The organism is Mesorhizobium sp. B2-4-15, from assembly GCF_006658505.1.
Classification (GTDB): domain Bacteria; phylum Pseudomonadota; class Alphaproteobacteria; order Rhizobiales; family Rhizobiaceae; genus Mesorhizobium.
Genome location: NZ_VFUZ01000005.1, coordinates 95,679 through 120,135, shown reverse-complemented (window position 1 = coordinate 120,135; position 24,457 = coordinate 95,679). Strand labels below are relative to the sequence as shown.

25 protein-coding genes, 1 tRNA gene and 1 pseudogene are annotated in these 24,457 nt (G+C 63.2%); 7 read left to right on the top strand and 20 right to left on the bottom strand.

The features are described from left to right. Nucleotides 1–25 precede the first annotated feature (25 nt). Complete coding sequence (locus FJ930_RS08355) at nt 26–823, top strand: capsular polysaccharide synthesis protein (protein WP_181763315.1); 798 nt, start codon at nt 26–28, stop codon at nt 821–823. 127 nt (nt 824–950) lie between these two features. Beyond that, nucleotides 951–1,658, top strand: a complete 708-nt coding sequence (locus FJ930_RS08350) for an SDR family NAD(P)-dependent oxidoreductase (protein ID WP_141836714.1) — start codon at nt 951–953, stop codon at nt 1,656–1,658. Between the two features lie 105 nt (nt 1,659–1,763). Here the strand turns inward: FJ930_RS08350 and rpsA are convergent, their stop codons facing one another. The 5 genes from rpsA to aroA all read right to left on the bottom strand — a co-directional run bounded on the left by rpsA (nt 1,764) and on the right by aroA (nt 6,800). Further along, nucleotides 1,764–3,461: a 30S ribosomal protein S1 gene (gene rpsA / locus FJ930_RS08345; RefSeq protein ID WP_140606777.1), complete on the bottom strand. Its 1,698-nt coding sequence runs from the start codon at nt 3,459–3,461 to the stop codon at nt 1,764–1,766. 204 nt (nt 3,462–3,665) lie between these two features. After that, nucleotides 3,666–4,313, bottom strand: coding sequence for a (d)CMP kinase (gene cmk, locus FJ930_RS08340; protein ID WP_140745128.1), 648 nt, complete (start codon nt 4,311–4,313; stop codon nt 3,666–3,668). A gap of 122 nt (nt 4,314–4,435) precedes the next feature. Then, the gene (locus FJ930_RS08335; protein WP_141836712.1) at nt 4,436–4,981 is read right to left on the bottom strand and encodes a hypothetical protein; all 546 of its coding nucleotides are present in this window, start codon (nt 4,979–4,981) and stop codon (nt 4,436–4,438) included. Further along, a complete protein-coding gene (locus FJ930_RS08330; RefSeq protein ID WP_140745131.1) occupies nt 4,981–5,355 on the bottom strand; it encodes a hypothetical protein in 375 nt (124 codons plus the stop codon). Before FJ930_RS08330 ends, FJ930_RS08335 begins: the two co-directional genes overlap by 1 nt. A gap of 86 nt (nt 5,356–5,441) precedes the next feature. Then, nucleotides 5,442–6,800, bottom strand: a complete 1,359-nt coding sequence (aroA, locus tag FJ930_RS08325) for a 3-phosphoshikimate 1-carboxyvinyltransferase (RefSeq protein WP_141836710.1) — start codon at nt 6,798–6,800, stop codon at nt 5,442–5,444. Between the two features lie 206 nt (nt 6,801–7,006). On the opposite strand from aroA, the gene FJ930_RS08320 reads away from it, so the two are divergent. Together FJ930_RS08320 and FJ930_RS08315 are read left to right on the top strand one after the other, a co-directional pair. Next, nucleotides 7,007–7,393 (top strand): TIGR02300 family protein, encoded by a 387-nt coding sequence (locus FJ930_RS08320; protein WP_140745134.1) that lies wholly within the window; start codon nt 7,007–7,009, stop codon nt 7,391–7,393. Between the two features lie 173 nt (nt 7,394–7,566). Then, nucleotides 7,567–7,642, top strand: a tRNA-Ala gene (locus tag FJ930_RS08315). A 198-nt stretch (nt 7,643–7,840) separates the two neighbouring features. Here the strand turns inward: FJ930_RS08315 and FJ930_RS08310 are convergent. From FJ930_RS08310 to FJ930_RS08290, 5 genes and pseudogenes are all read right to left on the bottom strand, one after another. Beyond that, a complete protein-coding gene (locus tag FJ930_RS08310; RefSeq protein ID WP_141836708.1) occupies nt 7,841–8,068 on the bottom strand; it encodes a hypothetical protein in 228 nt (75 codons plus the stop codon). A gap of 7 nt (nt 8,069–8,075) precedes the next feature. After that, a complete protein-coding gene (locus tag FJ930_RS08305) occupies nt 8,076–8,321 on the bottom strand; it encodes a hypothetical protein (RefSeq protein WP_140745138.1) in 246 nt (81 codons plus the stop codon). Between the two features lie 84 nt (nt 8,322–8,405). Beyond that, on the bottom strand, nt 8,406–9,107 hold the full coding sequence (locus FJ930_RS08300; RefSeq protein WP_140745140.1) for a Crp/Fnr family transcriptional regulator: 702 nt from the start codon (nt 9,105–9,107) through the stop codon (nt 8,406–8,408). A 281-nt stretch (nt 9,108–9,388) separates the two neighbouring features. Continuing rightward, nucleotides 9,389–9,557 (bottom strand): annotated as a pseudogene (locus tag FJ930_RS30325) (L-rhamnose mutarotase); the annotation flags it as partial. A gap of 27 nt (nt 9,558–9,584) precedes the next feature. Beyond that, a complete protein-coding gene (locus FJ930_RS08290) occupies nt 9,585–10,259 on the bottom strand; it encodes a GntR family transcriptional regulator (protein WP_140745142.1) in 675 nt (224 codons plus the stop codon). A gap of 232 nt (nt 10,260–10,491) precedes the next feature. On the opposite strand from FJ930_RS08290, the gene FJ930_RS08285 reads away from it, so the two are divergent. After that, nucleotides 10,492–10,977 (top strand): hypothetical protein, encoded by a 486-nt coding sequence (locus tag FJ930_RS08285; RefSeq protein WP_141836705.1) that lies wholly within the window; start codon nt 10,492–10,494, stop codon nt 10,975–10,977. On the opposite strand, the gene FJ930_RS08280 is transcribed toward FJ930_RS08285, so the two are convergent. The 6 genes from FJ930_RS08280 to FJ930_RS08255 form a co-directional block, all read right to left on the bottom strand. Then, nucleotides 10,967–11,521, bottom strand: a complete 555-nt coding sequence (locus FJ930_RS08280; RefSeq protein WP_141836703.1) for a hypothetical protein — start codon at nt 11,519–11,521, stop codon at nt 10,967–10,969. The genes FJ930_RS08285 and FJ930_RS08280 overlap by 11 nt on opposite strands. Further along, entirely contained in the window at nt 11,514–14,393 is a 2,880-nt protein-coding gene (locus FJ930_RS08275) for a sarcosine oxidase subunit alpha family protein (protein ID WP_141836701.1), read from the bottom strand. The genes FJ930_RS08280 and FJ930_RS08275 overlap by 8 nt, the downstream gene beginning before the upstream one ends. Continuing rightward, the gene (locus FJ930_RS08270; RefSeq protein ID WP_141836699.1) at nt 14,390–14,656 is read right to left on the bottom strand and encodes a sarcosine oxidase subunit delta; all 267 of its coding nucleotides are present in this window, start codon (nt 14,654–14,656) and stop codon (nt 14,390–14,392) included. The genes FJ930_RS08275 and FJ930_RS08270 overlap by 4 nt, the downstream gene beginning before the upstream one ends. Nucleotides 14,657–14,725: 69 nt before the next feature. Next, nucleotides 14,726–15,979 carry a sarcosine oxidase subunit beta gene (locus FJ930_RS08265; RefSeq protein WP_141836697.1) on the bottom strand — a complete coding sequence of 418 codons (1,254 nt, stop codon included), beginning with the start codon at nt 15,977–15,979 and terminating at the stop codon, nt 14,726–14,728. Next, entirely contained in the window at nt 15,976–16,317 is a 342-nt protein-coding gene (locus FJ930_RS08260) for a glycine cleavage T C-terminal barrel domain-containing protein (protein WP_246676838.1), read from the bottom strand. The genes FJ930_RS08265 and FJ930_RS08260 overlap by 4 nt, the downstream gene beginning before the upstream one ends. Before the next feature lie 208 nt (nt 16,318–16,525). After that, on the bottom strand, nt 16,526–17,185 hold the full coding sequence (locus FJ930_RS08255) for a TetR/AcrR family transcriptional regulator (RefSeq protein WP_181763314.1): 660 nt from the start codon (nt 17,183–17,185) through the stop codon (nt 16,526–16,528). A gap of 274 nt (nt 17,186–17,459) precedes the next feature. On the opposite strand from FJ930_RS08255, the gene FJ930_RS08250 reads away from it, so the two are divergent. Together FJ930_RS08250 and FJ930_RS08245 are read left to right on the top strand one after the other, a co-directional pair. Continuing rightward, entirely contained in the window at nt 17,460–18,899 is a 1,440-nt protein-coding gene (locus FJ930_RS08250) for an aldehyde dehydrogenase family protein (RefSeq protein WP_141836693.1), read from the top strand. 55 nt (nt 18,900–18,954) lie between these two features. Next, nucleotides 18,955–19,530, top strand: a complete 576-nt coding sequence (locus FJ930_RS08245; RefSeq protein WP_141836691.1) for a DUF1349 domain-containing protein — start codon at nt 18,955–18,957, stop codon at nt 19,528–19,530. Between the two features lie 134 nt (nt 19,531–19,664). On the opposite strand, the gene FJ930_RS30320 is transcribed toward FJ930_RS08245, so the two are convergent. The 4 genes from FJ930_RS30320 to FJ930_RS08225 all read right to left on the bottom strand — a co-directional run bounded on the left by FJ930_RS30320 (nt 19,665) and on the right by FJ930_RS08225 (nt 24,451). After that, nucleotides 19,665–20,018, bottom strand: a complete 354-nt coding sequence (locus FJ930_RS30320; protein WP_246676837.1) for a hypothetical protein — start codon at nt 20,016–20,018, stop codon at nt 19,665–19,667. A gap of 126 nt (nt 20,019–20,144) precedes the next feature. Beyond that, complete coding sequence (locus tag FJ930_RS08235; RefSeq protein WP_141836689.1) at nt 20,145–21,674, bottom strand: mercuric reductase; 1,530 nt, start codon at nt 21,672–21,674, stop codon at nt 20,145–20,147. After that, a complete protein-coding gene (locus FJ930_RS08230) occupies nt 21,664–23,013 on the bottom strand; it encodes a glucoamylase family protein (protein ID WP_141836687.1) in 1,350 nt (449 codons plus the stop codon). The genes FJ930_RS08235 and FJ930_RS08230 overlap by 11 nt, the downstream gene beginning before the upstream one ends. Further along, nucleotides 23,006–24,451 (bottom strand): glycosyl hydrolase, encoded by a 1,446-nt coding sequence (locus tag FJ930_RS08225; protein ID WP_246676836.1) that lies wholly within the window; start codon nt 24,449–24,451, stop codon nt 23,006–23,008. The genes FJ930_RS08230 and FJ930_RS08225 overlap by 8 nt, the downstream gene beginning before the upstream one ends. Nucleotides 24,452–24,457 lie beyond the last annotated feature (6 nt).

The window sequence follows — 24,457 nt, the reverse complement described above, 5'->3', positions numbered from 1 at the left end:
GAGGAAGACCGCGGCGAAGCTTTGCATGACGCTCGCGCGAAAGAAGAAGCGGCGCGCCCGGCGCGTGGCGGTCGATCATTCGCATTGGTGCTCCGCCAGCACGCCGACCGGCGGCCTCGGTCCGATCTGGCAATACTGGGCGCAAGGCGCCGACCAGGCCCCGCCACTGGTCAAGGCATGCCTGCGCTCGGTCGCGCGCCACAAGGGTTCGCGCGACCTTGTCGTGCTCGACGACAAGACCGTGGAGGGCCATATCGATTTGCCCGGCCATGTCTGGGACAAGCGGCGGCGCGGGCTGATGAACAGCCAGCATTTCTCCAATTTCATTCGCCTGAGCCTGCTCTCCCGGCGCGGAGGAACATGGCTCGATGCCACCATCCTGCTCCGGCAGCCGGTGCCGCCCGAAATCGAGCGCGAGGATTTCTACATTCTGCGCGAGACCAATCGCCATCCGCGGCTTGTGGAAACCTGGTTCATTCATGCCCGCAAGGGGCACCCGCTGGTCGAGACGGTGCTGCACGGCCTCGCCGACTACTGGAAGAAGTACGACGCCCTGCACGACTACTTCATGTTCCCCTACCACTTCGAAGCCTCGCTCCTGCTGCACCGCCCGTTGCGGCGCGACTTCCTGCGCATGCCGCAGGTTGGCGCGGACCGGCCGCACGAATTGCAGTGGCGGCTCTTCGAACCGTTCGAGGAGGCCACCCATCACTCCCTTTTTGATGGTTTCTGGCTGCACAAGCTCACGCATCACGAGCAGCGCCCAACCGTCGGTGAGCATCTGCTGTGGGACGCGATCGTTTCGGGCTGGCCGGCGTCCTGACGCATGCAAAGACGCAACGGCTGCCATGTCGAGATATCAGTTGAGTGATCGCCCGAAAGGGGCGACGCTTCGCGTCGGCGCGGCAAAACAAGCGATATAATCATAAAAAGACAGGAGCGGTTCTAGGATGACGGAAACACTTGAAGGCAGGCATATCGTTGTAACCGGTGGAACCGGCGCGCTCGGTGGCGCGGTGGTTGGCAGGCTGCTGGAACAGGGCGTGATCTGCCACGTGCCGAACGCGCATGCAGCGGCGCCTTCGCACTTCCCCTTCACCACGCACGACAACGTCAAGCTGGCGCACAATGTCGATCTTTCGGACTCCGCCAAGGTCGAGGCGTTCTACAGCCAGGTTCCGGGCCTCTGGGCTTCGATCCACCTGGCGGGCGGCTTTGCCATGGCGCCAGTGGAAAAGATCGAATCGGCATCCTTTGCCGAGATGATGGACACCAATGCCCGCACCACCTTCCTGTGCAGCCGCGCCGCGGTGCGTTCGATGCTGGCATCAGGCACTGCCGGACGCATCGTCAATGTCGCCGCGCGGGCGGCATTGGAGCCTCGCCGGGGCGCGGGCATGGTCGCCTACGCGGCCAGCAAGGCGGCGGTCGCGGCGATGACGGTGGCGATGGCGGAGGAACTCAAGCACAAGGGCATCTTGGTCAACGCCGTGGCGCCCTCGACGCTCGACACACCGGCAAACCGTGCCGACATGCCGGATGCCGATTTCACCAAATGGGTCAGCCTCGAAGCGGCCGCCGAAGCCATCGCCTACCTCGCCTCTCCGGCCAACCAGGCGATGAGCGGAACGTTGGTGCCGCTCTACGGCCGGGCGTAGCTCCCCCTCGCCGAACCGGTTTTTGCCAAAGAAAAACCCCGCCGGAGCGCTCCGGCGGGGTTCTTGTCATTCTGGACTAAGCGAAGGACTTCGCTTGCGAAGGACTTAGTTGCCCTGCTTCTTCAGCGCGGCACCCAGGATATCGCCCAGCGAAGCGCCGGAGTCGGTCGAGCCATACTGGGCGACCGCTTCCTTTTCCTCGGCGATTTCCAGCGCCTTGATCGAGACCTGCAGCTTGCGGGTCTTCTTGTCGAAGGCGATGACACGGGCATCGACCTTCTGGCCGACGGTGAAGCGCTCGGGGCGCTGCTCGTCGCGGTCGCGGCTGAGGTCCGAGCGCTTGATGAAGGTCTCGATGCCGCTGTCGACCAGCCGCACTTCCAGGCCGCCATCCTTGACGCCGATGACTTCGCAGGTGACGACGGCGTTCTTGCGCAGTTCGCCCGAAGTCGCCGCTTCCCCGACCGTGTCGCGGGCCAGCTGCTTGATGCCGAGCGAGATGCGCTCCTTGTCGATGTCGACGTCGAGCACCTGCGCCTTGACCATGTCGCCGCGATTGTACTCTTCGATAACCTGCTCGCCCGGACGGGTCCAGTCGAGGTCGGAGAGGTGCACCATGCCGTCCACGTCGCCTTCCAGGCCGATGAACAGGCCGAACTCGGTCTTGTTCTTGACCTCGCCCTCGACCTGGCTGCCGACCGGATGGTTGCGCGCGAAGGCTTCCCACGGATTCTCGAGCGTCTGCTTGAGGCCGAGCGAGATGCGGCGTTTGGCCGGATCGACCTCGAGCACCACCACGTCGACTTCCTGGGTCGTCGACAGGATCTTGCCGGGATGCACGTTCTTCTTGGTCCACGACATTTCCGAAACGTGGATAAGGCCCTCGATGCCCGGCTCCAGCTCGACGAACGCGCCGTAGTCGGTGATGTTGGTGACGGTGCCCTTGATCTTCTTGCCGATCGGGAACTTGGTGCCGATCTCGGACCACGGATCGCTCTCGAGCTGCTTCATGCCGAGCGAGATGCGGTGGGTTTCCTGGTTGATGCGGATGATCTGCACCTTGACCGTCTGACCGATGTTGAGGATTTCGGTCGGATGGTTGACGCGGCGCCATGCCATGTCGGTGACATGCAGCAGGCCGTCGATGCCGCCGAGGTCGACGAACGCACCGTAATCGGTGATGTTCTTGACGACGCCTTCGACAACCTGGCCTTCTTCGAGGTTCTGCACGATTTCCGAACGCTGTTCGGCGCGGCTTTCCTCGAGCACGGTGCGGCGCGACACCACGATGTTGCCGCGGCGGCGATCCATCTTGAGGATCTCGAAGGGCTGCGGGTTGTGCATCAGCGGGGAGACGTCGCGGATCGGGCGGATATCGACCTGGCTGCGCGGCAGGAAGGCCACGGCACCGTCGAGGTCGACGGTGAAGCCGCCCTTGACCTGGTTGAAGATGACGCCTTCGACGCGCTCGCCCTTGGTGAACTTCTCTTCGAGACGGACCCAGCTCTCTTCGCGGCGGGCCTTCTCACGCGAGAGCATCGCTTCGCCAAGCGCGTTCTCGATGCGCTCGACATAGACTTCGACGGTGTCTCCGACCTTGAGGGTGGTGTCCTTGCCCTTGACGCCGAATTCCTTCAGCGGCACGCGGCCTTCGACCTTGAGGCCGACGTCGATGATGGCCATGTCCTTTTCGATCGCGGTGATCGTGCCCTTGACGACCTGACCTTCGCCGGAGTGGCCGGTGGTGAATGATTCTTCGAGCAGGCTCGCGAAATCGTCGCGAGTGGGATTTGCAGCTGACATTGTTTCTCCTGGGTGCCCCGCATCTCGAGCGGGACGGGCGCCGTGGGTTAGCATTGCGTTGGCCTGCCGGCGTTCCGGGCTCAAAAGCCCTGGGCCGCTTTCAAGCGGCAATTCCGGCGCATGAAGAATGCTGGCAGGCTGGTTCGTGCCCGATATGGGTATTTTCTTCGCTTCCGGCAACGGAAACGCGGGAGAAAACCCGGATCAGGCCTTGTCTCTCTTGGCCAGCACGTCGTCTATAACAGCCATGGCCGCGAGAAACGCGGCTTCTATAGCCATTTCGCTGGTATCAAGCAAGTGCGCGTCGGCTGCCGGCTTCAATGGCGAGTCGGCGCGGCCCATGTCGCGCTCGTCACGGCGTTGGATGTCGGCGAGGATCTCGGCGAAATTGGCCGTGCCGCCGATGCTTTCGATCTCGGCCAGCCGGCGCTGTGCCCGCACCTCGGCACTCGCCGTCACATAGAGTTTGATGTCGGCGTCGGGGCACACCACGGTGCCGATGTCGCGGCCGTCAAGCACCGCGCCCGGCGGGGTCTTGGCGAATTCGCGCTGCTTTTCAACCAGGATGCGCCGCACGGTCGGGAAAACCGCGACCTTCGAGGCCGCCTCGCCGACCGCATGCGCCGACAGCACCGCACGGTCGAGCTTTGCCAGATCGACCTGGCGCGCCGCGGTCTCTGCCGCCGAGACATTGTCGAGCGGCAGGCCCACCTGAAGCAAGGCATGGGCGACCGCGCGATAGGTTAGGCCGGTGTCGAGCAGGTTCAGCCGGTAGTGGTCGGCCAGCCGCCGGGCGAGGGTGCCCTTGCCGGCGCCGGCTGGTCCGTCGATGGCGATGGTGAACGGCTTCATACAGACCTTTTGGCAAACCCGATGCGAGGCGCAATTGTCGTTAGCGGTATGCGCGAACTTTTGTCGATCCGCAAACTACGACTGCGCAGATTGGGCGCTCTCTTTTCGGCGCCGGCGTTCTTTCAAAAATGTGAGGAAAAGAACGCCGGTGACAATGGTGAAAATAGCAGGGCGAGCGAATCGCTTTCGGGTCTCGGACCATCGTTGTCTAAGCCGAGCAATCCCGCGACCAGGACGATGACGCCCGAAAAGAAAAACAGCCCTGTCAGCCGCGCTCCGTTGACGAGGTGGATGTCGCTTACGGATCGCCACGCTTTGAGGAGAATTGCCTTGACATCAGACATGCCGGGAAATTCGACCGGCACCGAAGAGATGGAGGAGAACCGTTTCACCTGAGCAATCGCTCTGAAGCGGGCGATACTCAATGCCGTGTTGCCCATCACGTAAATTATTGCCACGAGCAAGAGCCAATGTGTAGCGAGGCATCCGCCCCACCAAAGAAGGAAGAGGCCTCCAAGTGGGATTGTAGTCAGGATCGCAGTCCAATACTCTCGATAAAATCGTCTTTTTACGAAATCATACTGCTCGGGAGTAATCTTGTAGGCTTCGGCTCCTCTACGAAAGGAAACGATCACGAACCCATCATCTGTTTTATTTCCGCTTCGCATCAGGGCTCATCCAAGTCTCGAGCGGGGCTTGAGTTTGCTCTAAAAAGAGAGAATACCAAACCCAATATGTGCCCGAAAAAATACACGCTAAGGATCGCATAGCCACCCATCGCCAGAAATATGGCATTCGATGGTGTGTTGGCTTCGAAGGGTTGAAGCATCCATCCGAAATGCAGGCCATATGCGCAGCCGATGGCTCCGCACGAAGAAGCCATGCTTGGTAGCGTGAGCGCGATCCAAAGCGCCGTGATCACACCAAGGCGCACCCATGAATAGGTGCGTTCTTTGATCATCTTGGCAACTGATATCGCCTTCGCGATGGTTAAAACTACGCCCGCTACTATCGCAAGTAAAATCGAGACCAGAATATTCATGGCGCTCCCCAATACTCGTTTGAGACTGAAGGGTCAGCCCTTAAAGAACGATTGAGTCGATCTCGAAATTTGATGCAATCTGAGGGTTAGGAAATCTCCGCGCCCAGCCCCTTCATCAGCCCCATGAACTCCGGAAAGCTCGTTGCAATCATATTGGCATCGTCGATGGTGACAGGCTTGTCCGTCGCCAATCCCATCACCAGAAAACTCATGGCGATGCGGTGGTCGAGATGGGTCTGCACGGTCGTATCCCTACCGTTCGGATGGCCGCCCAGCCCCTTGCCGCCCGGTCTGCCGCGCACGGCAAGCGAAGCCTCGCCCTCGGTGCATTCGACGCCGTTGAGCTTCAGGCCGTTGGCGACGGCCGAGAGCCGGTCGGACTCCTTCACCCGCAATTCTTCCAGTCCCTGCATCAGCGTCTCGCCCTCGGCGAAGCTCGCGGCAACCGCAAGCACCGGATACTCGTCGATCATCGACGGTGCCCGCTCGGGCGGCACGGTGACGCCCTTCAGCTCCGAGTAACGCACGCGCAGGTCGGCGACATCCTCGCCGCCCGCATTGCGCGGGTTGAGGATATCGATCTGGCCACCCATTTCCTGCAGCGTCAGAAGCAGTCCGGTGCGGGTCGGGTTCATCAGCACGTTTTCGATCACGATGTCGGAACCCGGTACGATGAGCGCCGCCACCAGCGGAAAGCCAGCCGAGGACGGGTCGCCTGGCACGGCGATCGTCTGGCCGGTCAGCTTGCCCTGGCCTTCGATGAAGAGGTGGCGCACACCGCGTTCGTCGGTCTCGACCGACAGGTTGGCGCCAAATCCCTTCAGCATCTTTTCAGTATGGTCGCGCGTCATCACCGGTTCGATGACGGTGGTGATGCCCGGCGTGTTGAGGCCGGCGAGCAGCACCGCCGACTTCACCTGCGCCGAGGCCATCGGCACGCGGTAGGTGATCGGGGCTGCATGCTTCGGCCCGTGCAGCGTGATCGGCATGCGGTCGCCCGGTGTCGCCTTCAGCACCTGCACGCCCATCTGGCGCAACGGCTCCAGCACGCGGCCCATCGGCCGGCTCGACAGCGAGGCGTCGCCGATGAAGGTCGTTTCCATGTCGTAGGTGCCGACGAGGCCCATGGTCAGCCGCGAGCCGGTGCCGGCATTGCCGAAATCGAGCGGCCCTTCCGGCTGCAGCAGCGCGCCGTTGCCCGTGCCGCGGATCACCCATTCGGTGCCGCGCTTTTCTATGTGCGCGCCCATCGCCTTCATGGCCGCGCCGGTGCGCATCACGTCCTCGCCTTCCAGCAGGCCTGTGATGCGGGTTTCGCCGGAGGCGAGGCCCCCGAACATGAAGGAACGGTGCGAGATCGACTTGTCGCCCGGCACACGCGCGGTGCCGGAAAGAGCGGATGATTTGCGGGCGGTGGCCGGCTTGGCAGCGACGGCGTGAGACATGGAATTTCCCTGGACGGAATGCCGGCATGCCGGCGCTTTTCATTTGTTGCGGCGATCTCGTATCACGGCGGGGTGGAATGGTCATCCCCATGGGCGTCACTTGGCGCGAGGCCTTTCAATGCATGGTTTTGTGACGCCGGCTTTTGGCTTTGACAGCGCCGCAAACTGTGGTTAAGGGGACCACTCTTTTATTCACGAGGCTTGCCGTGGCAAAAACCGAACTTGGCACAAAACGTATCGACCCTGAAACGGGCCGAAAATTCTACGACCTGAACAAGGACCCGATCGTCTCGCCCTATACGGGCAAGACCTATCCGCGTTCCTATTTCGAGGAAGGCAAGGTCGCCGCCCTCGAGGAGGAAGAGGAAGTGGCCGAGAAGGAAGTGGACGCCGAGGACGAAGAAGGCGTCGAAGTCGTCTCGCTCGAAGAGGCCGACGATGACGCCAAGGGCGACGATCTTCCCGATCTCGGCGATGACGAGGATGTCGACCTGGGCGACGACGAGGATGACACATTCCTTGCCGACGAAGAGGAAGAGGACGACGACGTTGCCGACATGATCGGCGTTGGCGATGACGACGACGAGGTCTGATCGGCCAGCGATGCAGGTGTTTGCACGCTTTCTCAGCCTGTGAACAAAAAGCCGTCTATGAAGGCTTGATATTGGCGAAAGGCGGGGTTAGAAGCCGCCTGCACTAACGGCGCGGTGTTCCAACCCGCGCCGGATCTCTTCACCGGAAACGGTGCCGGTTGACTGCCGGATGTGGGGCCATAGCTCAGTTGGGAGAGCGCTTGAATGGCATTCAAGAGGTCGTCGGTTCGATTCCGATTGGCTCCACCAGTCCCTTCCAGGGTTTTCAAGGAAACCCTCTGATCTCAAGCTCTTACACGGAAATGTGGTCCACGGTGGTGGCGCACGATGTGGAGAATTTCATGCCTCGGCGTGAGGTCTCCAGCTTCGCGGCGGCGTCTGTTGGTTTCGGTTGCGCGCTCCCGATGGGCTCCCATTCAGCAAATTGCGGCGGCTAAGCTTGCGCCATCAGGCAGCGTCCGCGCCGAACTCGACAGCAAACCCCGCGTCGATCGCGCTTCGCGCTATGTGGTCGCCAAGTTCCCAATCCGTGAGCTCGCACAGCGGAAACCTCTTCCTCACGGCATGGATAACCTCCGATACCGAGACGCTGGGGTTGTCGACATTGTCGATCAGGTAGCGGACAATCTCTTGGCGAATGTCCGCGGGAGCCGTCGTCTGCGCAAGTGCGGGCATCTGCGGCCTATGAATGGAGCCGTGTTGTTGCGCCATCGGCTGGTGTCGCGTCGAAGGCGACGGGCACGTCGTGAACGATGCATGCCGCCGCCAGCATGTCTTCCAACTCTCTGTCGGTGGCCTTGCACGCCGGCATCAGTGTTCGGATGGCCCGGATCGCCTGGGCAATGGACAGGAACCGCGCCCTGCCTCTGGAAAGCACGTAGGCTTCGGCCGCCTTTTCAACCGTGATGGTGTGGAACGTGTTGGTCATCAAGAGCTCCTCCCTGAAGCCGATCCAACGCGATTTACGGACAACATTCAGCGATCTGCAAGCGTCTGTCCGATTGCGGACAAATCAGGCGGGTGACTGGGCGAAGTGGCGCTGTTCCTCCTCGCCATAAGCACCGTGTGTGAGTTTTATCATTCCTATGCGGTCGACAATCGTGATCTCGCCGCGCTTGGCGTGAACCAGTCCCCGATATTCAAGCATTTGCAGGGCCGTGGTAACGCCCGGCCTCCGCGCGCCGAGCATGGTCGCCAGAAACTCGTGCGTCAGGTAGATCTTGTTTCCTTCACAGCGGTCATGAACCATGAGCAACCAGCGGGCCAATCGCTCCTCTATCTTCGAGTGACCGTTGACCACCGCTGTTCGGGATGCCTGGACAAGGAATGCGTTGGCGTAGCGAAGCAGGGACTCGCGAAAGCTCTGGCTGCTCGCAAGAAGCGCGCGAAGACTTTCAACCGGCAGGCACCAGCCATTGCCGGCGACCTGGATATAGGTGTCATTGGGAGACCGGTCCTGGCCGAGAACGACCGTAACCCCGGTCATGCCATCGTGGCCGACAATGCCAACCTCGCCTTGACGCCCTCCGAACATGGTGGCGACGACCGACGCGATACCTGTCTCGGGGAAATACACGTGCTGGATCGGCTGATAAGCGGTTTCCAGCGGGCTTTTGAGGCCCAGTTCGACCTGACGTATCGACGGCAGGATCGTTGCGAAATCCTCAGGCGCCAATGTTCTCAAAACATGATTGCGTATCTGGGATTGGGACATGCTCCTTCCCCGTTCCGGGCAAGAGCAAGTACCCTCTCACTGTCGGCGGCATCCGAGTGACTGGCGGCCGATGCGACAGCATAGGCCTTGGAGGCCCCGCTGGCAAACACTTGTGGTGGTGCGCCGGCGCAACGGTGTCTCTCCGCGGGAAGGCGATTGGATCACAAGCTTCGTTTCCTTCGCCAAGCCGCCGGAAACGCACGCCCTGCGGCGGCTTGAGCGCATGGCCGCCGATTGACCCATCCGCGCGGCATCCTGGGCGAAATCATCGCCGTGATATTCCAGTAGGCGAAGAGAAGGCTTTCCGGCTCGCACAGGAAGATTGACAAGTAGCGGATGTTGGCGCGGCTGATGATGGCGAGCACTTCCAGCCAGACTTCGGCATGGACGCGCTTGTATTTGCGCGATCGCCTCGGCCTTCAGGCCGATACAAAGTCCCATTCTGCGCATGTGCTGGTCGTGTCGGGGTGCGGGGTTTCAGCCGAGAAGGTCGGCCGCGACTTCGAGCGTGTTGCGGAACGATGTCTCCAGATGGCGTTCCATTGCCTGCGCGGCGCCCTCGGCGTCATGTCGCTTCAGTGCGCCGAGGATAGCTTCGTGCTGCTCGATCGTCTGTTCGCCAAAGCCTGGTTTCGGAATGGCGAGATAGCGGCCGCGGTCCATCTGCGCCTTGGAGATGTCGACGGCTCGCCAGATCATCGGCAGGCCGCAGATCTCCGCGATGGTGCGGTGAAAGACGTCGTCTAGCTGGATCGCGGTGGCGTACCGGCCGCGCGATATTGCGAGCTTGTGCGCCGCCATGTTGTCCTCCAGCAGTTCGGCGGCTGCCGGGGTGAGCTTCACCGCCGCGCGCCTGGCGCTTTCCATCTCCAGCGCCCGGCGGATGACATAGGCCTCTTCCAGGTCGGCGCGGCTGATCGGTGCGACATAGGTGCCCGTCTGTGCCAGGATCTTGACGAGGCCCTCGTCGCTGATGCGCTTGACGGCCTCCCGCACCGGCGTGCGCGAGACACCGAGGGCCTCGGCGATCGCCACCTCGTTGATCACCTCCCCGGGTTTCATCTGTCCGACGACGATCAGGTTGCGGATCTTCTGATAGATCTGATCGCGGAGCGGCAGAGCCCGATTGAGGGTCGAAGGGTCCAGGTCCATGGCAAATCCGTAGCGTCGTTCACCGGAAATGGTCGGATTATATTAGAATGGAGATAGGGATGCATTCAATGCGCGCTCCAACCGCTCCACGGGCAGGATCGCTGCGGAGCAGCCTGTCCGCGGCGCCCTTTGCGCCGGGGTAGGAATCGGCGTCACCGCGACTTCGCTTACGCGCAATTTACGACCGTCGGCTACATCAGTTCCTGTTTGATTCGTCCGTGACAGGAACCTCATGAGCAAAGCCCTCACGACCTTCGCACTCGTCACCGTGCTGACCGCCTTGCTCATGGCGCTGAGCCTGGCCGTGGCCCGGCACGGCTATCCCTATGGCGTGACCGGCGTGAAGCGGCTCGACGGTGTCGCCGACGCGGGAACATTCATCCCGCTTGCCGCGGTCTATTTCTTCAGCGCGCTGCTGATGATGATCCTGCCGATCAGGGCGGCGAGCATCGTTCTCACCCACGCCGCCGACGCCATCTTCTGGACCGTGATCGTGCTGCTCGCCGCCATCGTCGGCGGCCTTCTCGCCCGATGGGCCTTCGGCCAGGGCAGCGTCCTGCTGGCATTGCTGAACTGGCGGTTCCTGTTTGCCGTGGCCGTCGTCGGCTGCCACTTCGTCATGAACGAGCTGCGCCGCAACGTGCTGTTGCGCAGCCTGTTCTTCGTCGTCTTCGCCGTCGCGACGCTCGCCTGCTTGTTCTGGTCCTTCACGCTCTGAGCGCGATCGTCGCTGGCTGATTTCCGGCCGCGATGTGGCCCGCGGCCTGCTCCATCCATGTCCAGAGATAGGCTGCAAGACCGCGCTCGACATGGATGCGCAGCCTGTTGTCATGGCGATAAACGATGACGCTGATGCCGGCGAAGGAAAGCGTTGCACTGGCGCTTGGCTGCCGAGGATCGAGCGTCGTCCCGCGTGCGATGAAGGCATCGAGAGCCGGGCCCTCGACCTCGAACACCTGCAAGCCGGCGCTGATCGTCGTCACCGCGAAACCCTCGCCGTGCCAACCCGCCGGGATGGGGAGCGGGTTGCTTGACACGACGAGCAGCCGGTCGCGCGCCAGCCGCGCGGCATAGCGGTCGCCCCGAGTGGTGCCGAAGGCACCTACAGCTTCCGCCTCGGATACACGCGTCCAGGCGTCGAGGTCGCCGCTGACCAGCATCTGGTTGAGGCCCGAGACCGCGCGCATCGTCACGCCCGGCGTCGTGATCGCCGCCGACCGCCAGTCCGGCGCGGCGGACCATTTTTCCGCAAGATCACGCATGCAGCCGGTCTCCTGCCGGGTCGAAGGCGCAAGGGGCGGCAATGGTCGCCGTGCTGACCTTCCCGAGATGCTGGATTTCGATCGCCTCGCCGTGGCGTGCCGCGCCGCGTTCGATCAGGCCAAGCGCGATGGGCCGGCCAAGCGCCGGACTCTGGTAGCTCGATGTGACAAACCCCTGGCTGCGCAGCCTTCCGCCGCTCCGTTTGATGCCATGCGCGCCGGTTGGCAGCGGCGCATCGCCCTGCGGCACCGTCAGGCCGACAAGCTGCAGCCGGTTGTCGCGCGACGCCTCCTCGGTGAACAGCGAGCGGCGGCCGACAAATTCGGTCCGGCGTTTGGCGCGTGGGCCCTCGACGCCGAGATCATGCGGCAACGTGGTCCCGTCAGTGTCCTTGCCGATGACGATGAATCCTTTTTCGGCGCGCAGGATCATCAGCGCTTCGAGTCCGATGACAACGGCATCGAACGCCTGGCCGGCCTGACGCAGATGCGCCCAAAGCGGTTCGGCGCGGTCCGCGCGGATCGAAATCTCGTAGCTCCTGTCGCCGGTGAAGCTGACACGGGCGATGCGGACCTCGTCGCCGCCATAGTTGCCATGGCCTGTCGCCATATGCGGCAGGCCCGCATCGTCGAGCGAAAGGCCGAAATCCAGGGTTTCAAGCAGCTTGCGGGCGTTCGGGCCGGAGACGGTCAGCGTTGCCATTTCCGCCGTGGCGTTGTGGATATAGACGGCGCCGCGGCCAAAGCGGTCCTGGCGCCATTCCTCCAGCCGCGCATGCACCGCGGTGACATGCGAGGACGAGCACGACACGACGAAGCGATGCTCGTCCAGTCGCACCAGCACGCCGTCGTCGAACACCACGCCGTTTTCCGATAGCATGAAGCCGTAGCGGCAATGGCCCGGCTTCAGCGTCGACATTGTGTTATAGTAGAGGAAATCCACGAATTCGGCCGCCCGCGGTCCGATCACCTCGATCTTGCCGAGCGTCGAGCCGTCGAACAGCGCGACCGACTGGCGCGCACGCCGCGCCTCATCCTGGATCGTGCGGTCCGCATCGGCATCGCGACCGCCATAATGGGCAGGCCGCAGCCAACCGCCATATTCCTGGAACACGGCGCCATCGGCACGATGGATGTTTTCCAGCGGCAGCCGGCGCACCGGCGCCATCAACTCGCCGGCGCGCGCGCCGGCAAAGCTCGCCAGCGGCACCGGCGTGAAGGGCGGACGGTAGGTGGTGGTGCCGACCTCCGGCACCGTGCGGCCGGTGATGCCTGCCATCAGCGCCAGGCCGGGGAGGTTGGAGGTCTTGCCCTGGTCGGTCGCCATGCCGAGCGTGGTGTAGCGCTTCAGATGTTCGACCGAGACGAAGTTTTCGCGCGCCGCCAGTTCGACGTCCTTCACCGTCACATCGTTCTGGTAGTCGATCCAGATGCGCCCCTTCGAGCCGGGCGCCGGCCAGGCGGCGACGATGCCGCCTGTCGCCTCCACTCCGGTGCTGCGCGGCGTCACGACTTTCGCCTGGCCGAGCGATGCAACAGCGTTCTGCGAGCCTGCGAACACCTCCGACAGCGAAACCGCGCCAGCCGCGGCGCCGGCAACGGCAATACCGTCAACGGGGTCGCCCGGCAGGAAGGCGGCACGCGCCTCGCTCCAGGCAAGCTTGCCCTTGGCCTGGCCGAACAGATGAATGGTCGGCGTCCAGCCGCCCGACACCAGCACGCAGTCGGCATCAAGCCTGGCGCCGTCGTCCAGCGTGACACCCTCGACGCGCAGCTTGCCATTGGCGGCGGCAAGCGCCCGCCCCTTGACCAGCCGCGCCTTGGTGGCTGGCATGCCGTCACGCCTGATGTCGACCAGCGTGACGTCGGCGCCGGCCTCGGCGACGGCCTCCGCCACTTCATACGCGCTGTCATTGTTGGTGGCGACGACGATGCGCCGGCCGACCAGCACCGCATGGCGCCTGAGATAGGCGAGCGCCGCATCCGCCGACAGGATGCACGGCAGGTCGTTGTTGGCAAACGGCAAAGGCCGCTCGATGGCCCCGGTTGCCAGCACGATCTGGCGCGGCCGGACCCGCCACAGCGTGTCGCGCCGGCCGTCGAAATGACGCTGGTTCAGCCCGACCAGATTGTGGTCGTAGATTCCAAAAGCGGTGGTCGAAGGCAGGATCAGGTGGCCCCCGGCGGCAAGCTCGGCAATCGTCTCGTCGATCCAGATGGCGGCCGGTTTGCCGTCGATCTCGCCGGCGCGGTGGCCGAGCGATCCGCCCGGCTTCTGCTGGTCGTCGACCAGCGTGATCGAGAGGCTGGCGCCGGCCGCCAGTTTCGCCGCCGCCAATCCAGCCGGTCCCGCGCCCACCACCAGAACGTCGCAATGGTGGTTGATCTGGTCGGCCGAGCCCGGCGAGGTCCAGCCCTTGTCCACTTCGCCCAGCCCAGCCATGGCGCGGATGCGCGGCTCGAACATGTGCCAGTCCGGCCACATGAAGGTCTTGTAGTAGAATGCCGCCGGGATGAAGCGCGAGAAGCGGTCGAGGAAGGCGTTGCGGTCGGCGAGCGCACTGGGCGTCGCGTTGACGCTTTTGGCCACCAGCCCGTCGCGCGCCGGCTCGGTCGTGGCACGCGTGTTCGGCGTCGCACGTGGGCCGCCGACATCGACCAGCGCGTTCGGTTCCTCGACGCCGGCGCCCCAGATGCCGCGCGGCCGGTGGTATTTGAAGGAGCGGCCGACAACCGCGATGTCGTTGGCCATTAGCGCCGAGGCGATGGTGTCGCCGGCAAAGCCCTCAACGTTTGTGCCGTCGAAGCTGAAGCGGATCGGGCGCGACCGGTCGATGGCGCTGCCGCCGGTGGTGAGACGCGACGCGGTCACGCCGCGTGCTCCCCGCCAAGAGCGGTCGAGGACAGCACCTCGTGCTTGACCGTGTCACGTTCCATGACGAAGAACTCGCCGCAACTCATGTGCACCCAGATTTCACGTGCCGTGCCCTTCGGGTTGCCGCGCAGATAGAGGTAGTCAGCCCAGCGCTCGATCGGCACGTCGGCTCCGTCCGGCCGGACATTGCCGGCATCGCCGCCATAGTGGAATTCGGTCTCGTCGCGCGGACCGCAGAACGGGCAAGGGAAGAGCTGCATGATTGCCTCAATCTTCGTCTTTATGCATGTCGTCGTCCCAAAACCGCTACACACTTTGGGCGACATGCATCAATGTGCGATGCCGGAGCCGGCCGCTTCGTCGATCAGCCGCCCGCTGGCGAAGCGATCGAGATCGAACGGACGGCTGATGTCGTTGTGCCTGCCCGTTGCCAGCAGGTTCGCCAGCAGCGTGCCGCCGGCGGGAATGGCCTTGAAACCGCCCGTGCCCCAGCCGCAATTGAGGAACAGATTGGGCAGCGGCGATTCACCGATGATCGGCGAGGAGTCCGGCACCACGTCGACAATGCCGGCCCATTGCCGCATCAGCTTCAGCTGGCCGAAGATCGGGAACATCTCCAGCAATCCTGCGATCACCGTCTCCAGTGTCGGCAAATTGCCGCGCTGCGCATAGGAAGGGATGCGATCGAGCCCGCCGCCAATGACGATCTCGCCCTTGTCCGACTGGCTGACATAGACGCCGGTGCCGGGCGACAGCACCACCGTATCCAGGATCGGCTTCACCGGCTCGGAAACGCAGGCCTGCAGCGCGTAGGAATTGATCGGCAGACGGAAGCCGGCCTTGGCCGCCAGCACCGAGGAATGTCCGGCCACCGCCATGCCGATGCGGTCGGCGCGGATCGCCCCGCGCGTCGTCTGGACACCACGGCAGCGGCCACCCTCGATGACGAAATCGGTGATTTCGCAGTTCTGGATAATGTCGACGCCGAGCCGGCTCGCCGCCCGCGCATAACCCCAGGCGACCGCGTCGTGGCGCGCCGTACCGGCGCGGCCTTGCCAGATGCCACCGAACACCGGGAAGCGTGCGTCTGGGGAGAAATTGTAGATCGGCGCGACGCGCCGCACATCCTCGGGCGAAAACAGCTCCGCATCGATGCCGTTGATCTGCATGGCGTTGACGGTGCGCGCGCCCACCTCCATCTCGGCCGTCGAGTGGCACAGATTGACCATGCCGCGCTGCGATAGCATGACGTTATAGTTCAGGTCTTTCGACAGGCCCTCATAAAGCCGGTGCGCCAGCCCGTAGAGCTCGACGCTTTCGGGATAATAATAGTTGGAGCGCACCACTGTGGTGTTGCGGCCGGTGTTGCCGCCGCCGATCCAGCCTTTTTCAAGGACAGCCACCCGGGCGATGCCGTGGTTCTTGGCCAGGTAGTAGGCCGTCGCCAGCCCATGGCCGCCGCCACCGATGACGATCGCGTCGTAAGACGGCTTCGGCTCGGGCGAGCGCCACGCCTGCTTCCAGCCGGTCTGGCCGGCGAGGCCCTCCTTGAACAGCGATAGGGCGGAATAGCGTCGGGTCATGGCGTGCCGGCCAGGCCTGATTTGGGGAAGGGGGCGTGGATCATTGCATGGTCTTCTGTATGGACGTCACTGGTTCGATCGGTCGCGCCCGCATCGCCTTGCCGAGAGGATCGTAAGGCGACGAAGCGATGACGCGCACCTCTTTCGACGCCGACTATATGGGTTGTCAACTGAGTATCGGCATCGGCGCGATCGCGACCGACAAGCGCCATGGCAAGGCTCTTGCCGACCGTATGGCCGTAGCCGCCGGAGGTGACGAAGCCGGCAAGCTTGCCCTTGTTCCAGACCGGTTCGTAGCCGCTGGCATACGCATCCTCAGCGTCGATTTCGAGCGTCACCAGCATTCGCCTGGCGCTGGCTGGTTCTTTTCCAGAGCAACCTCCGATTTCACCCTGTCGCACTCCACCCTGTTGCGGCGATGCACCCTATCTTTGTTGTACATATGTGTCCAGTGCACCGCGAGAACCGGCCGGAGGAGGCTGGTGTGTGGATATGGAGCACGCCTATTGCCGGGAAAGCTGCCGATCCAGGCAGCCGGTGCCCCGTCTAGCGTTTGCCGGAAAGCGTCTTTTCGACATAGCGCGAAAAATCCTCGACATCCTTGGCGGTCGGTTCCTGGCCGGTGAAGCTGCGCAGATAGGACGCGAGATGCGTCAGGCGGCTGCTCATCGGCTCGTCAAGTTCCAGCGAGTAATAGCCGATCTGCATGAAGTAGAGCACGCGGGCGCGTACGAACGCGTCTTCTTCATCATAGCCATGGCGCATGAACATGTCGCGTATCGCATTGACGCGTTCTTCGTCGGCCTCGTCGAGCGCGCGCCTTGTGGCGGGGGACCGGCGCGCCCAGGCCCTGATCGCGAAATCGAGCCGAGGGTCGAACAGCTTTTCGTCCACCCAGCATTCGAAAATGCTCATCACCCCACGGATGACCGTGGCGGATGGCCGCCCGGCGCGCTCGACGATGAACCGGGTGTTGGTCTGCCTCCAATAGTCCAGCAATTGGTCGAGCAGGTCCTGCCGGCTCTTGAAATACCAGTAAAAGCTGGAACGCGAGACGTCGAGCTGCTGGCCAAGCGTCAGCACGCGGACGCGTTCGACGCCATCTGAAATCAACGTTTCAAGCGCCAGCTTCAGCCAGTCTTCACGAGTGGCCTTGATGTTGCCGGTGGCGCCGGCGCGCTGGATCGTCGTTTCGATGGCTGCCATCGGTATGACGCATGACATGCCGGATCAGGCAAATCAAGGCTATGGACATCTCTGTACAGGGCAATCGATTGAGCTGACGTGACGGCCGCGGGGATATCAACCGGGCTGCTGTCGATGGGGCGCTGCCGCCGCCATGCTATTGACGCAGCGGTAGGCCCGGGGGTTTTTGTCGCGGCGGCCCGGCTAGTACGTGCTTTCCCCCTGGGCAATTGTCTGGCAAATACCAGTTCAGACAGATGCCGCCGCGCGGCCAACCAGCAGGAAAGACGAGGACATGGCTCAGTTTCGAAAGAACCTCATTGATGGCGAATGGGTCGGCGACGCCGGCTCCCGCAACATCAACCCCTCGGATACGGGCGACGTGGTCGGTGAATACGCCTCTGCGGGGGTCGAACAGGCCAAGCAGGCGATCGCGGCGGCCAAGGCGGCCTTTCCCGCTTGGTCCCGCTCCGGCCCGCTGGCGCGCCATGCGGTGCTGAAGAAGGCGTCCGACGAGATCATGGCGCGCAAGGACGAGATCGGCCGCAACCTGGCGCGCGAGGAAGGCAAGACGCTGGCCGAAGGCATCGGCGAGACCATTCGCGCCGCCCAGATATTCGATTTCTTTGCCGGCGAAACGTTGCGCCTCTCGGGAGAGATGGTGCCGAGCGTGCGGCCGGGCGTCGGCGTCGAGATCACGCGCGAGGCGGTCGGCGTGGTCGGCATCATCACGCCGTGGAATTTCCCCATCGCCATTCCTGCCTGGAAGATCGCTCCGGCGCTGGCCCATGGCAACACCATCGTCTTCAAGCCGGCCGAACTCGTGCCCGAGAGCGCCTGGTCCATCGTCGATATCCTGCATCGCGCCGGTCTGCCCAAGGGCGTGCTCAACCTCGTCATGGGCAAGGGCTCGGTGGTCGGCCAGGCGATGCTCGACAGCCCCGATCTCAACGCCATCACCTTCACCGGTTCGGTCGGCACCGGCAAGCGCGTCGCAGCGGCAAGCGTCGAGCACATGCGCAAGTTCCAGCTCGAAATGGGCGGCAAGAACCCGCTGGTGGTGCTGGACGATGCCGATCTTGCGGTTGCCGTCGACTGCGCGCTCAACGGCGCCTTCTTCTCGACCGGCCAGCGCTGCACCGCCTCGTCCAGGCTGATCGTGACGGATGCCATCCATGACCGTTTCGTCGACGCGCTGAAGGAGCGGATGGATAGGCTGGTGGTCGGCGATGCGCTCGACGCGCAGACCCAGATCGGTCCGGTCGTCGACGCAACGCAGCTGGAGCAGGACGAGGATTACATCGCCATCGGCGTCAGGGAAGGCGCCACACTTGCCTTCGGCGGCGAACGGCTCGACCGCAAGACGCCGGGCTTCTATCTGCGGCCGGCGCTGCTGACCAACGCCACCAACGCCATGCGCAGCTCGCGCGAGGAGATTTTCGGCCCTGTCGCCAGCGTCATCAGGGTCAAGGACTATGACGAGGCGTTGGCGGTTGCCAACGACACGCCCTTCGGGCTGACCTCGGGCATCTGCACATCGAGCCTCAAGCACGCCACCCACTTCAAGCGCAATTCGGAAGCCGGCATGGTGATGGTCAACCTGCCGACGGCGGGCGTCGACTTCCATGTTCCCTTCGGCGGCCGCAAGGGTTCGAGCTACGGTCCGCGCGAACAGGGCCGCTATGCCATGGAGTTCTACACCACGGTGAAGACCGCCTATACATTTGCAGGCTGATTGGACGCCGGCCATCGGGGCCGGCGGGCGTTCACTAGGGAATCGGCGCGAGGCAATGACGTTGCAGGACCTGATCTGGCTCAACCCGCCACCGCATCATGCCCTGGACGGCAACATCGTCCAGGTTCGCACCGGCAAGGAGACCGACTTCTGGCGTGAGACCTTTTATGGGTTCTGGCGCGACAACGGCCACTTCCTGTATCGGTCGGTCGAGGGCGATTTCACCGCCGAGGTCACCGTCAAGGGCGACTACAAGGTACTTTACGACCAGGCCGGACTGATGATCCGGCTGAGCGAAACGCACTGGATCAAGGCCGGAATCGAATACACCGACGGTCTCGCTTACTTCTCGGTTGTCGTCACCAACGACACATCGGACTGGTCGCTGGTCGCCATTCCCGCCGGCCCGAATGGCGTCAGGATCCGCCTGACCCGCCATGGCGAAGCGATCCGCGTCCAGTATCTCGACGCTTCGGACCGGCACTGGAAGCCGGTGCGGCTCGCCTATTTCCCGATCTCGAAGACGGTCGATGTCGGCATGATGTGCTGTTCACCGCAGCGCGAGGGTTTCGAGGTCACATTCTCCGGATTTTCGGTCGGCCCGCCGATTTCTCGGGAATTGCACGACTGATGCCTGGAGTATCTCAGGCGGAAGCTACAGCAGGCCGACGCACCACCACGGGACGTGCAGGATTTCCAGTTTCGGCAGGCCGACCGGCCTGATGCCAAGATCATTGGCGAGCACGCCGAAGGCTTCGGTCTCGATCAGGTCGCGTAGGGAATTTCGGGGAAGCGAAGGCCGCCGCGATGCAAGGCGGCGTCGACCAGGAGCATGGCCCCGCCGGGCCGTTCCATTATGGCTCCGGCATGAATACGGATCCGATATTGCAATGTCTTCCAGCTCCGGCTCAGGGTCTTGTGAGCGCGGACCGCACGCATCATGCTCATCGCATCCCTGTATCGCTTGTGCTTGAGAAGCTGCCTTGAAATCCGCTGCGCGATCCAGGCTTTCCTCCACTGCAGAACGTCCCTAGCAATGCCTGAACCGGCGAGCTTTTCCAGTTCAAGCGCGATCGCGAGAAACGTCGCCCGCGGAGCCTGCACAAACCGTCGCGCCATTCTCTCTTCGTCATGGTGGTAGAGGAGCACCGGGGTAGGGGTCGTCACCACGTCGGCTCGGGCAAGCAGGGCTGCCCAATAGCATGAATCCTCGTCAGTGAAGAAAGGCCGCTGCGCCGCTTGCGGTCATCGCCTGGACCATGCCAGCCAGCGCGCCGCAAGGCGCCTGCGCAAGGAGGTGAGCCGGGTTCGCCGGTAGGCGTCGCCCGCCATCTTGATGCCTTGCGCCTGTGTCGGGAAGGGATGGATGACATCGGCCAGGGCATGCAATCCCATACCCGACCTGATGGCGAGCGTCACCGCATTGATCATCTCGCCGGCATGGCTGGCGACGACGGTCGCCCCCAGGATACGGTCGGATCCCTCCCTGACATGGATCTTGACGAAGCCTTCCTCCTCGCCGTCCATCACGGCACGGGCGACATCATGCATCAGCACCGTATAGGTCTTGACCGGAATGCCGTTCAGGCGCGCCTCCGCGGGATAGAGACCGACATGGGCGATCTCCGGATCGGTATAGGTACACCAGGGAACGACAAGCTCACTCAGTCTTTCGCGCCCGCGAAAGAGCGCATTGCGCACGACGATGCGCGCCGTCGCCTCGGCGGTATGGGTGAATTTGTATTCGAGGCAGACGTCGCCCGCCGCGTAGATGTGCGGATTCGTGGTTCTCAGATAGTCGTCCACCCTGATGCCGCTGGCGTCATACGCTACATCGGCCTCTTCCAGTCCGAGACCATCGACATTGGGCGAACGGCCGACGCCGGTGATGATCTCGTCGACGGAGATCGTGGTCGTGTCGCCGTCCCGCACCAGGTCGGCGAGCTTCCTGCCGCCTTCCCCGCGCACCGCCACCACTTCGGTGTTGAGCCGGACCTCGATCCCCTCGCGCGCCAAGGCGTCCGATAGGATTTGCGCGGCGTCGCGTTCCTCGCCGGGCAGGAACATCGGATCGCTTTGCGCCAGGATGACCTTGGCGCCGAGCAGGCGGAAGGCCTGCGCGGTCTCGCAGCCAAGCGGCCCGCCGCCGATGACCAGGAGCCGCTGGGGGCATTCCGTCAGGTTGAACATGCTCTCGTTGTCGAGATAGCCGGCCTCGGCAAGCCCCGGAATCGCCGGCCCGCTCGGATGCGCGCCCGTCGCGACCAATGCCTTCCTGAAATGCAGCCTCTTGCCGGCGACCACCACCGTGTCCGGCCCGCCAAACCGCGCTTCGCCGAAATAGAGGTCGATGCCTTCGGCCGCGATGGTCTCGGCCGAATCGGCGCGGCTGATCCGCTGCCGGATCTGCCGCATCCGCATCATGGCCCGGTCGAAATCGACATGAAGACGTCGTGGCGCATCACCGCCGAAGCTCTCGGCATCGCGCATATCGGCATAGAGCCTGGCGGTGCGGATGATCGACTTCGACGGGATGCAGCCGACATTGATGCACGCACCGCCGATCAGCCCGCGCTCGATCAGGGCAACCTTCGCGCCAAGGCTCGCGGCGTCACGCGCCGCTGTCAGCCCTGCCGGCCCGGCGCCGATGACGACGAGATTGTAGGGGCCGTCCGGCTCCGGGTTCTTCCAGCGCGGCGGATGCGCGCCGCGGATCAGTTCGACGTCATTGCGGTCGACAGGAAAGGCGGCGGCCCATGTCCGTTCACGCGACATCGCCGCCCCCTGCCGCGGGCCCTGTCGGTTGCGACAGCCAGCCGCCCGAGAAGCCCGCTTTGCCCAAGCCGCGGCGAATGTGCGGATTGCACCGCATCAAGTCCCAGATCAGACGCGAGCGGTGGTTCTCGATCATCATCACCACGATGCCCTGGTCGAGCCCGTAATGGCCTTCGGACACCCAGCCATCGCCGCCGAATCTTCGCCGGTTGGCCAATGTCGGATTGAAGCCGCTCGGCAGCCGGTAATCGTCAATCACCTGCGGGTAGCGATCGGCGAGATGGCGCAGCGCAGCCAGGCAGATATCAGGCGCGAAAGGCAGCGACGCCGGATAGGACCATGGCGCGATCGTCCCGTCATCCGGACCGAAAGGCGCGCCGCGGGCGGCATAGCCGGAAAACCGATGCGTACGCCGCTCCACGCTGGCGCGGAAGCCGCCCGGCCCGTCCCCCGCCGAAAGGCCCCACAGGTTCTCGCCATAGCCATCGAAGCCATATGGGTTGTGGCGGGCATAGTCACGGTGAAGGTAGGTCGAGCGGCGGCTGTTTTCGAAATAGTCCGAGTCCTTCTCGCGCATGAAGGCGTCGCGGATGCCGGCGAAATCGATCCAGGCATGCGAGAACTGGTGCATGAACAGCGGCCCGCCATAAAGCACGTCATGGCCGTAGATGTTTTCCCACTGGTAGGTCGCCGTCCAGGCCTCGTAACTGTCGTCGGAGGCCGGTCTGTCGGGTGAGGCCATCGACAGCACATAGAGGACGATCGCCTCGTTGTAGCCTTCCCAGCCATAGTGGAGAAAGCCGCTCTTCGGCTTCCAGCCTTGCCGCAGGGTCGGGCTGCTGCCTTGCGCCCACCGCCAGTCGACGCGCCGGTAGAGCGCTTCGGCCAGGTGCCGGATTTCGGCTTCCCGTGCATTGTCGCCGCGGAAATAGGCGCCCGCCACCAGTATGCCGGCCATCAGCAAGGCGGTGTCCACCATCGACAGCTCGCAGCGCCAGACACGCAGCCCGGTCCGCATGTCGAGAAAATGGTAGTAAAAACCCTTGTGGCCAGTGACGTCCTCGCCGCCGCCTTGCGGACTGGCCAAGAAGAAACGCAGCGCGGCCAGCGTCAATTCCACCGCCGCCTCGCGTGTCATCCAGCCGCGCTCGACGCCGATCGGATAGCAGGACAGCGCGAAGCCGACGACGGCGATGCTGGCCGGCCAGTTCGGCCGCGACGTATCGGCGACCAGCCCGTTGTCGGGGTTCACATTCTCCAGGAAATAGCCGAAGGCGGCGCGCTGGTAGCGCTCCAGAAGCTCGTCGTCGGACAGCGTGGCGGGATCGGCTCTAAGCAAGAGATGCGAACTCCAGCCTGATGGCCGCGACTCCCAGGGGGGGAACGGCCACGTCGAATCCAAGGGTGCGGTCGTGCCAGGCAACTGGTTGCCGCCGTTCTTGCATTACCGAGGACGCACGCAACTGCTCGACCGCTGCCGCGCCCAGATAATCGGGTCGTCCCATTGTTACCCACAGCGCCTTGGCGTTGGCATTTTCCGCATCGATCCGCCGAACGGTTGCCGCTGTGGGCCGCGGCGCATTCCTGAGTTCGACATGGACGGTCTCGTTGGCGATCGGATGCCGTGGCAGGGCAAAGTTGGAGATCAGCACGGTCAGCGAATTCCCGTCACGGACGCACCAGCTATCAACGGTTGGGTGGGGTCCCTCCATGTACAGAATTTCCGTTCCAAGTTGATGCAGCATTTCAAAGGCACGGTAGGCCGGTTTGGCAATCCCGTGAAGATTCATCAACCCGAAGCCACCATGAAAGGGCACCGAAGGAAAATAGTTTTCCTCGAAAATATCGGAAAAGGTCCAGTAGCTGTACCCTTGAACCAATCCTCTCGCCTCCATCACCGTCTTGACGATGAAAGTGGCGGCATAGGGCTCGTCATGCATCGAATCGCGTGGATTCGAGGAGGTGCACCATTCGGTATAGTAGAGGGGCCGGTCGCCCGCTTGCAGGCGAGCGGTGCGAGCCTCATCGCGCAACGCGCTCCTGATGCTTTCCGAAAGCTGGATTTCGGTGTCATCGCCAGGTTTACCGAAGGCATCGGTGGGATAATGGTGCGTGCTGATGAAATCGGCCGGAAGGCTGTTCTGGTCACAGTATGCGACGAAGTCATCGATCCAGGCGTTGTCCGCGGTAGCCGGTCCGCCGACATTCAACTTGATGTCCACGGATTTGATCGCCTTTGCCGTATAGGCATATAGCTTGAAATAATCTTCCTGTCTGCCGCTGCCGAACGCTTCGAGATTGGGTTCGTTCCAGACTTCGAAGAACCATTGCCGCACTTCGTCCAGGCCGTAGCGATCGATCCAATGGGCGACGAGTTTCGAAATCAGCGTCGACCATTGGCCGTAGTCCTTCGGCGCGCTGACATTGGCGCGGTAGCGGAAGATGATCTGTCCGGAGGACGACAGCATTGTCGGCATGAAACTCAGCTCGACAAAGGGCCGCATGCCGATCGACAGCAGGAAATCGAAGATCTGGTCGGCATTGAAGAACGAATAGAGCGGCTGGTCATCCTGGTCGATGAGCGTGCCCATGTCGTCATCGAGCAGCCCGTGAAAACGGACATGGCGAAAGCCGAGTTCGTCATGCGCCCGGCGCATCTGGGCCTGCCAGTCCGCGCGCAACGCCAGCGTTGCATGGCCGCTGCCGACCGTATGTTCCCAGAAGTGCGGGAAGTCTTCGCCTTGGACGCCGACATCGCAGCGAAAGGTCACGCCCATGGAACA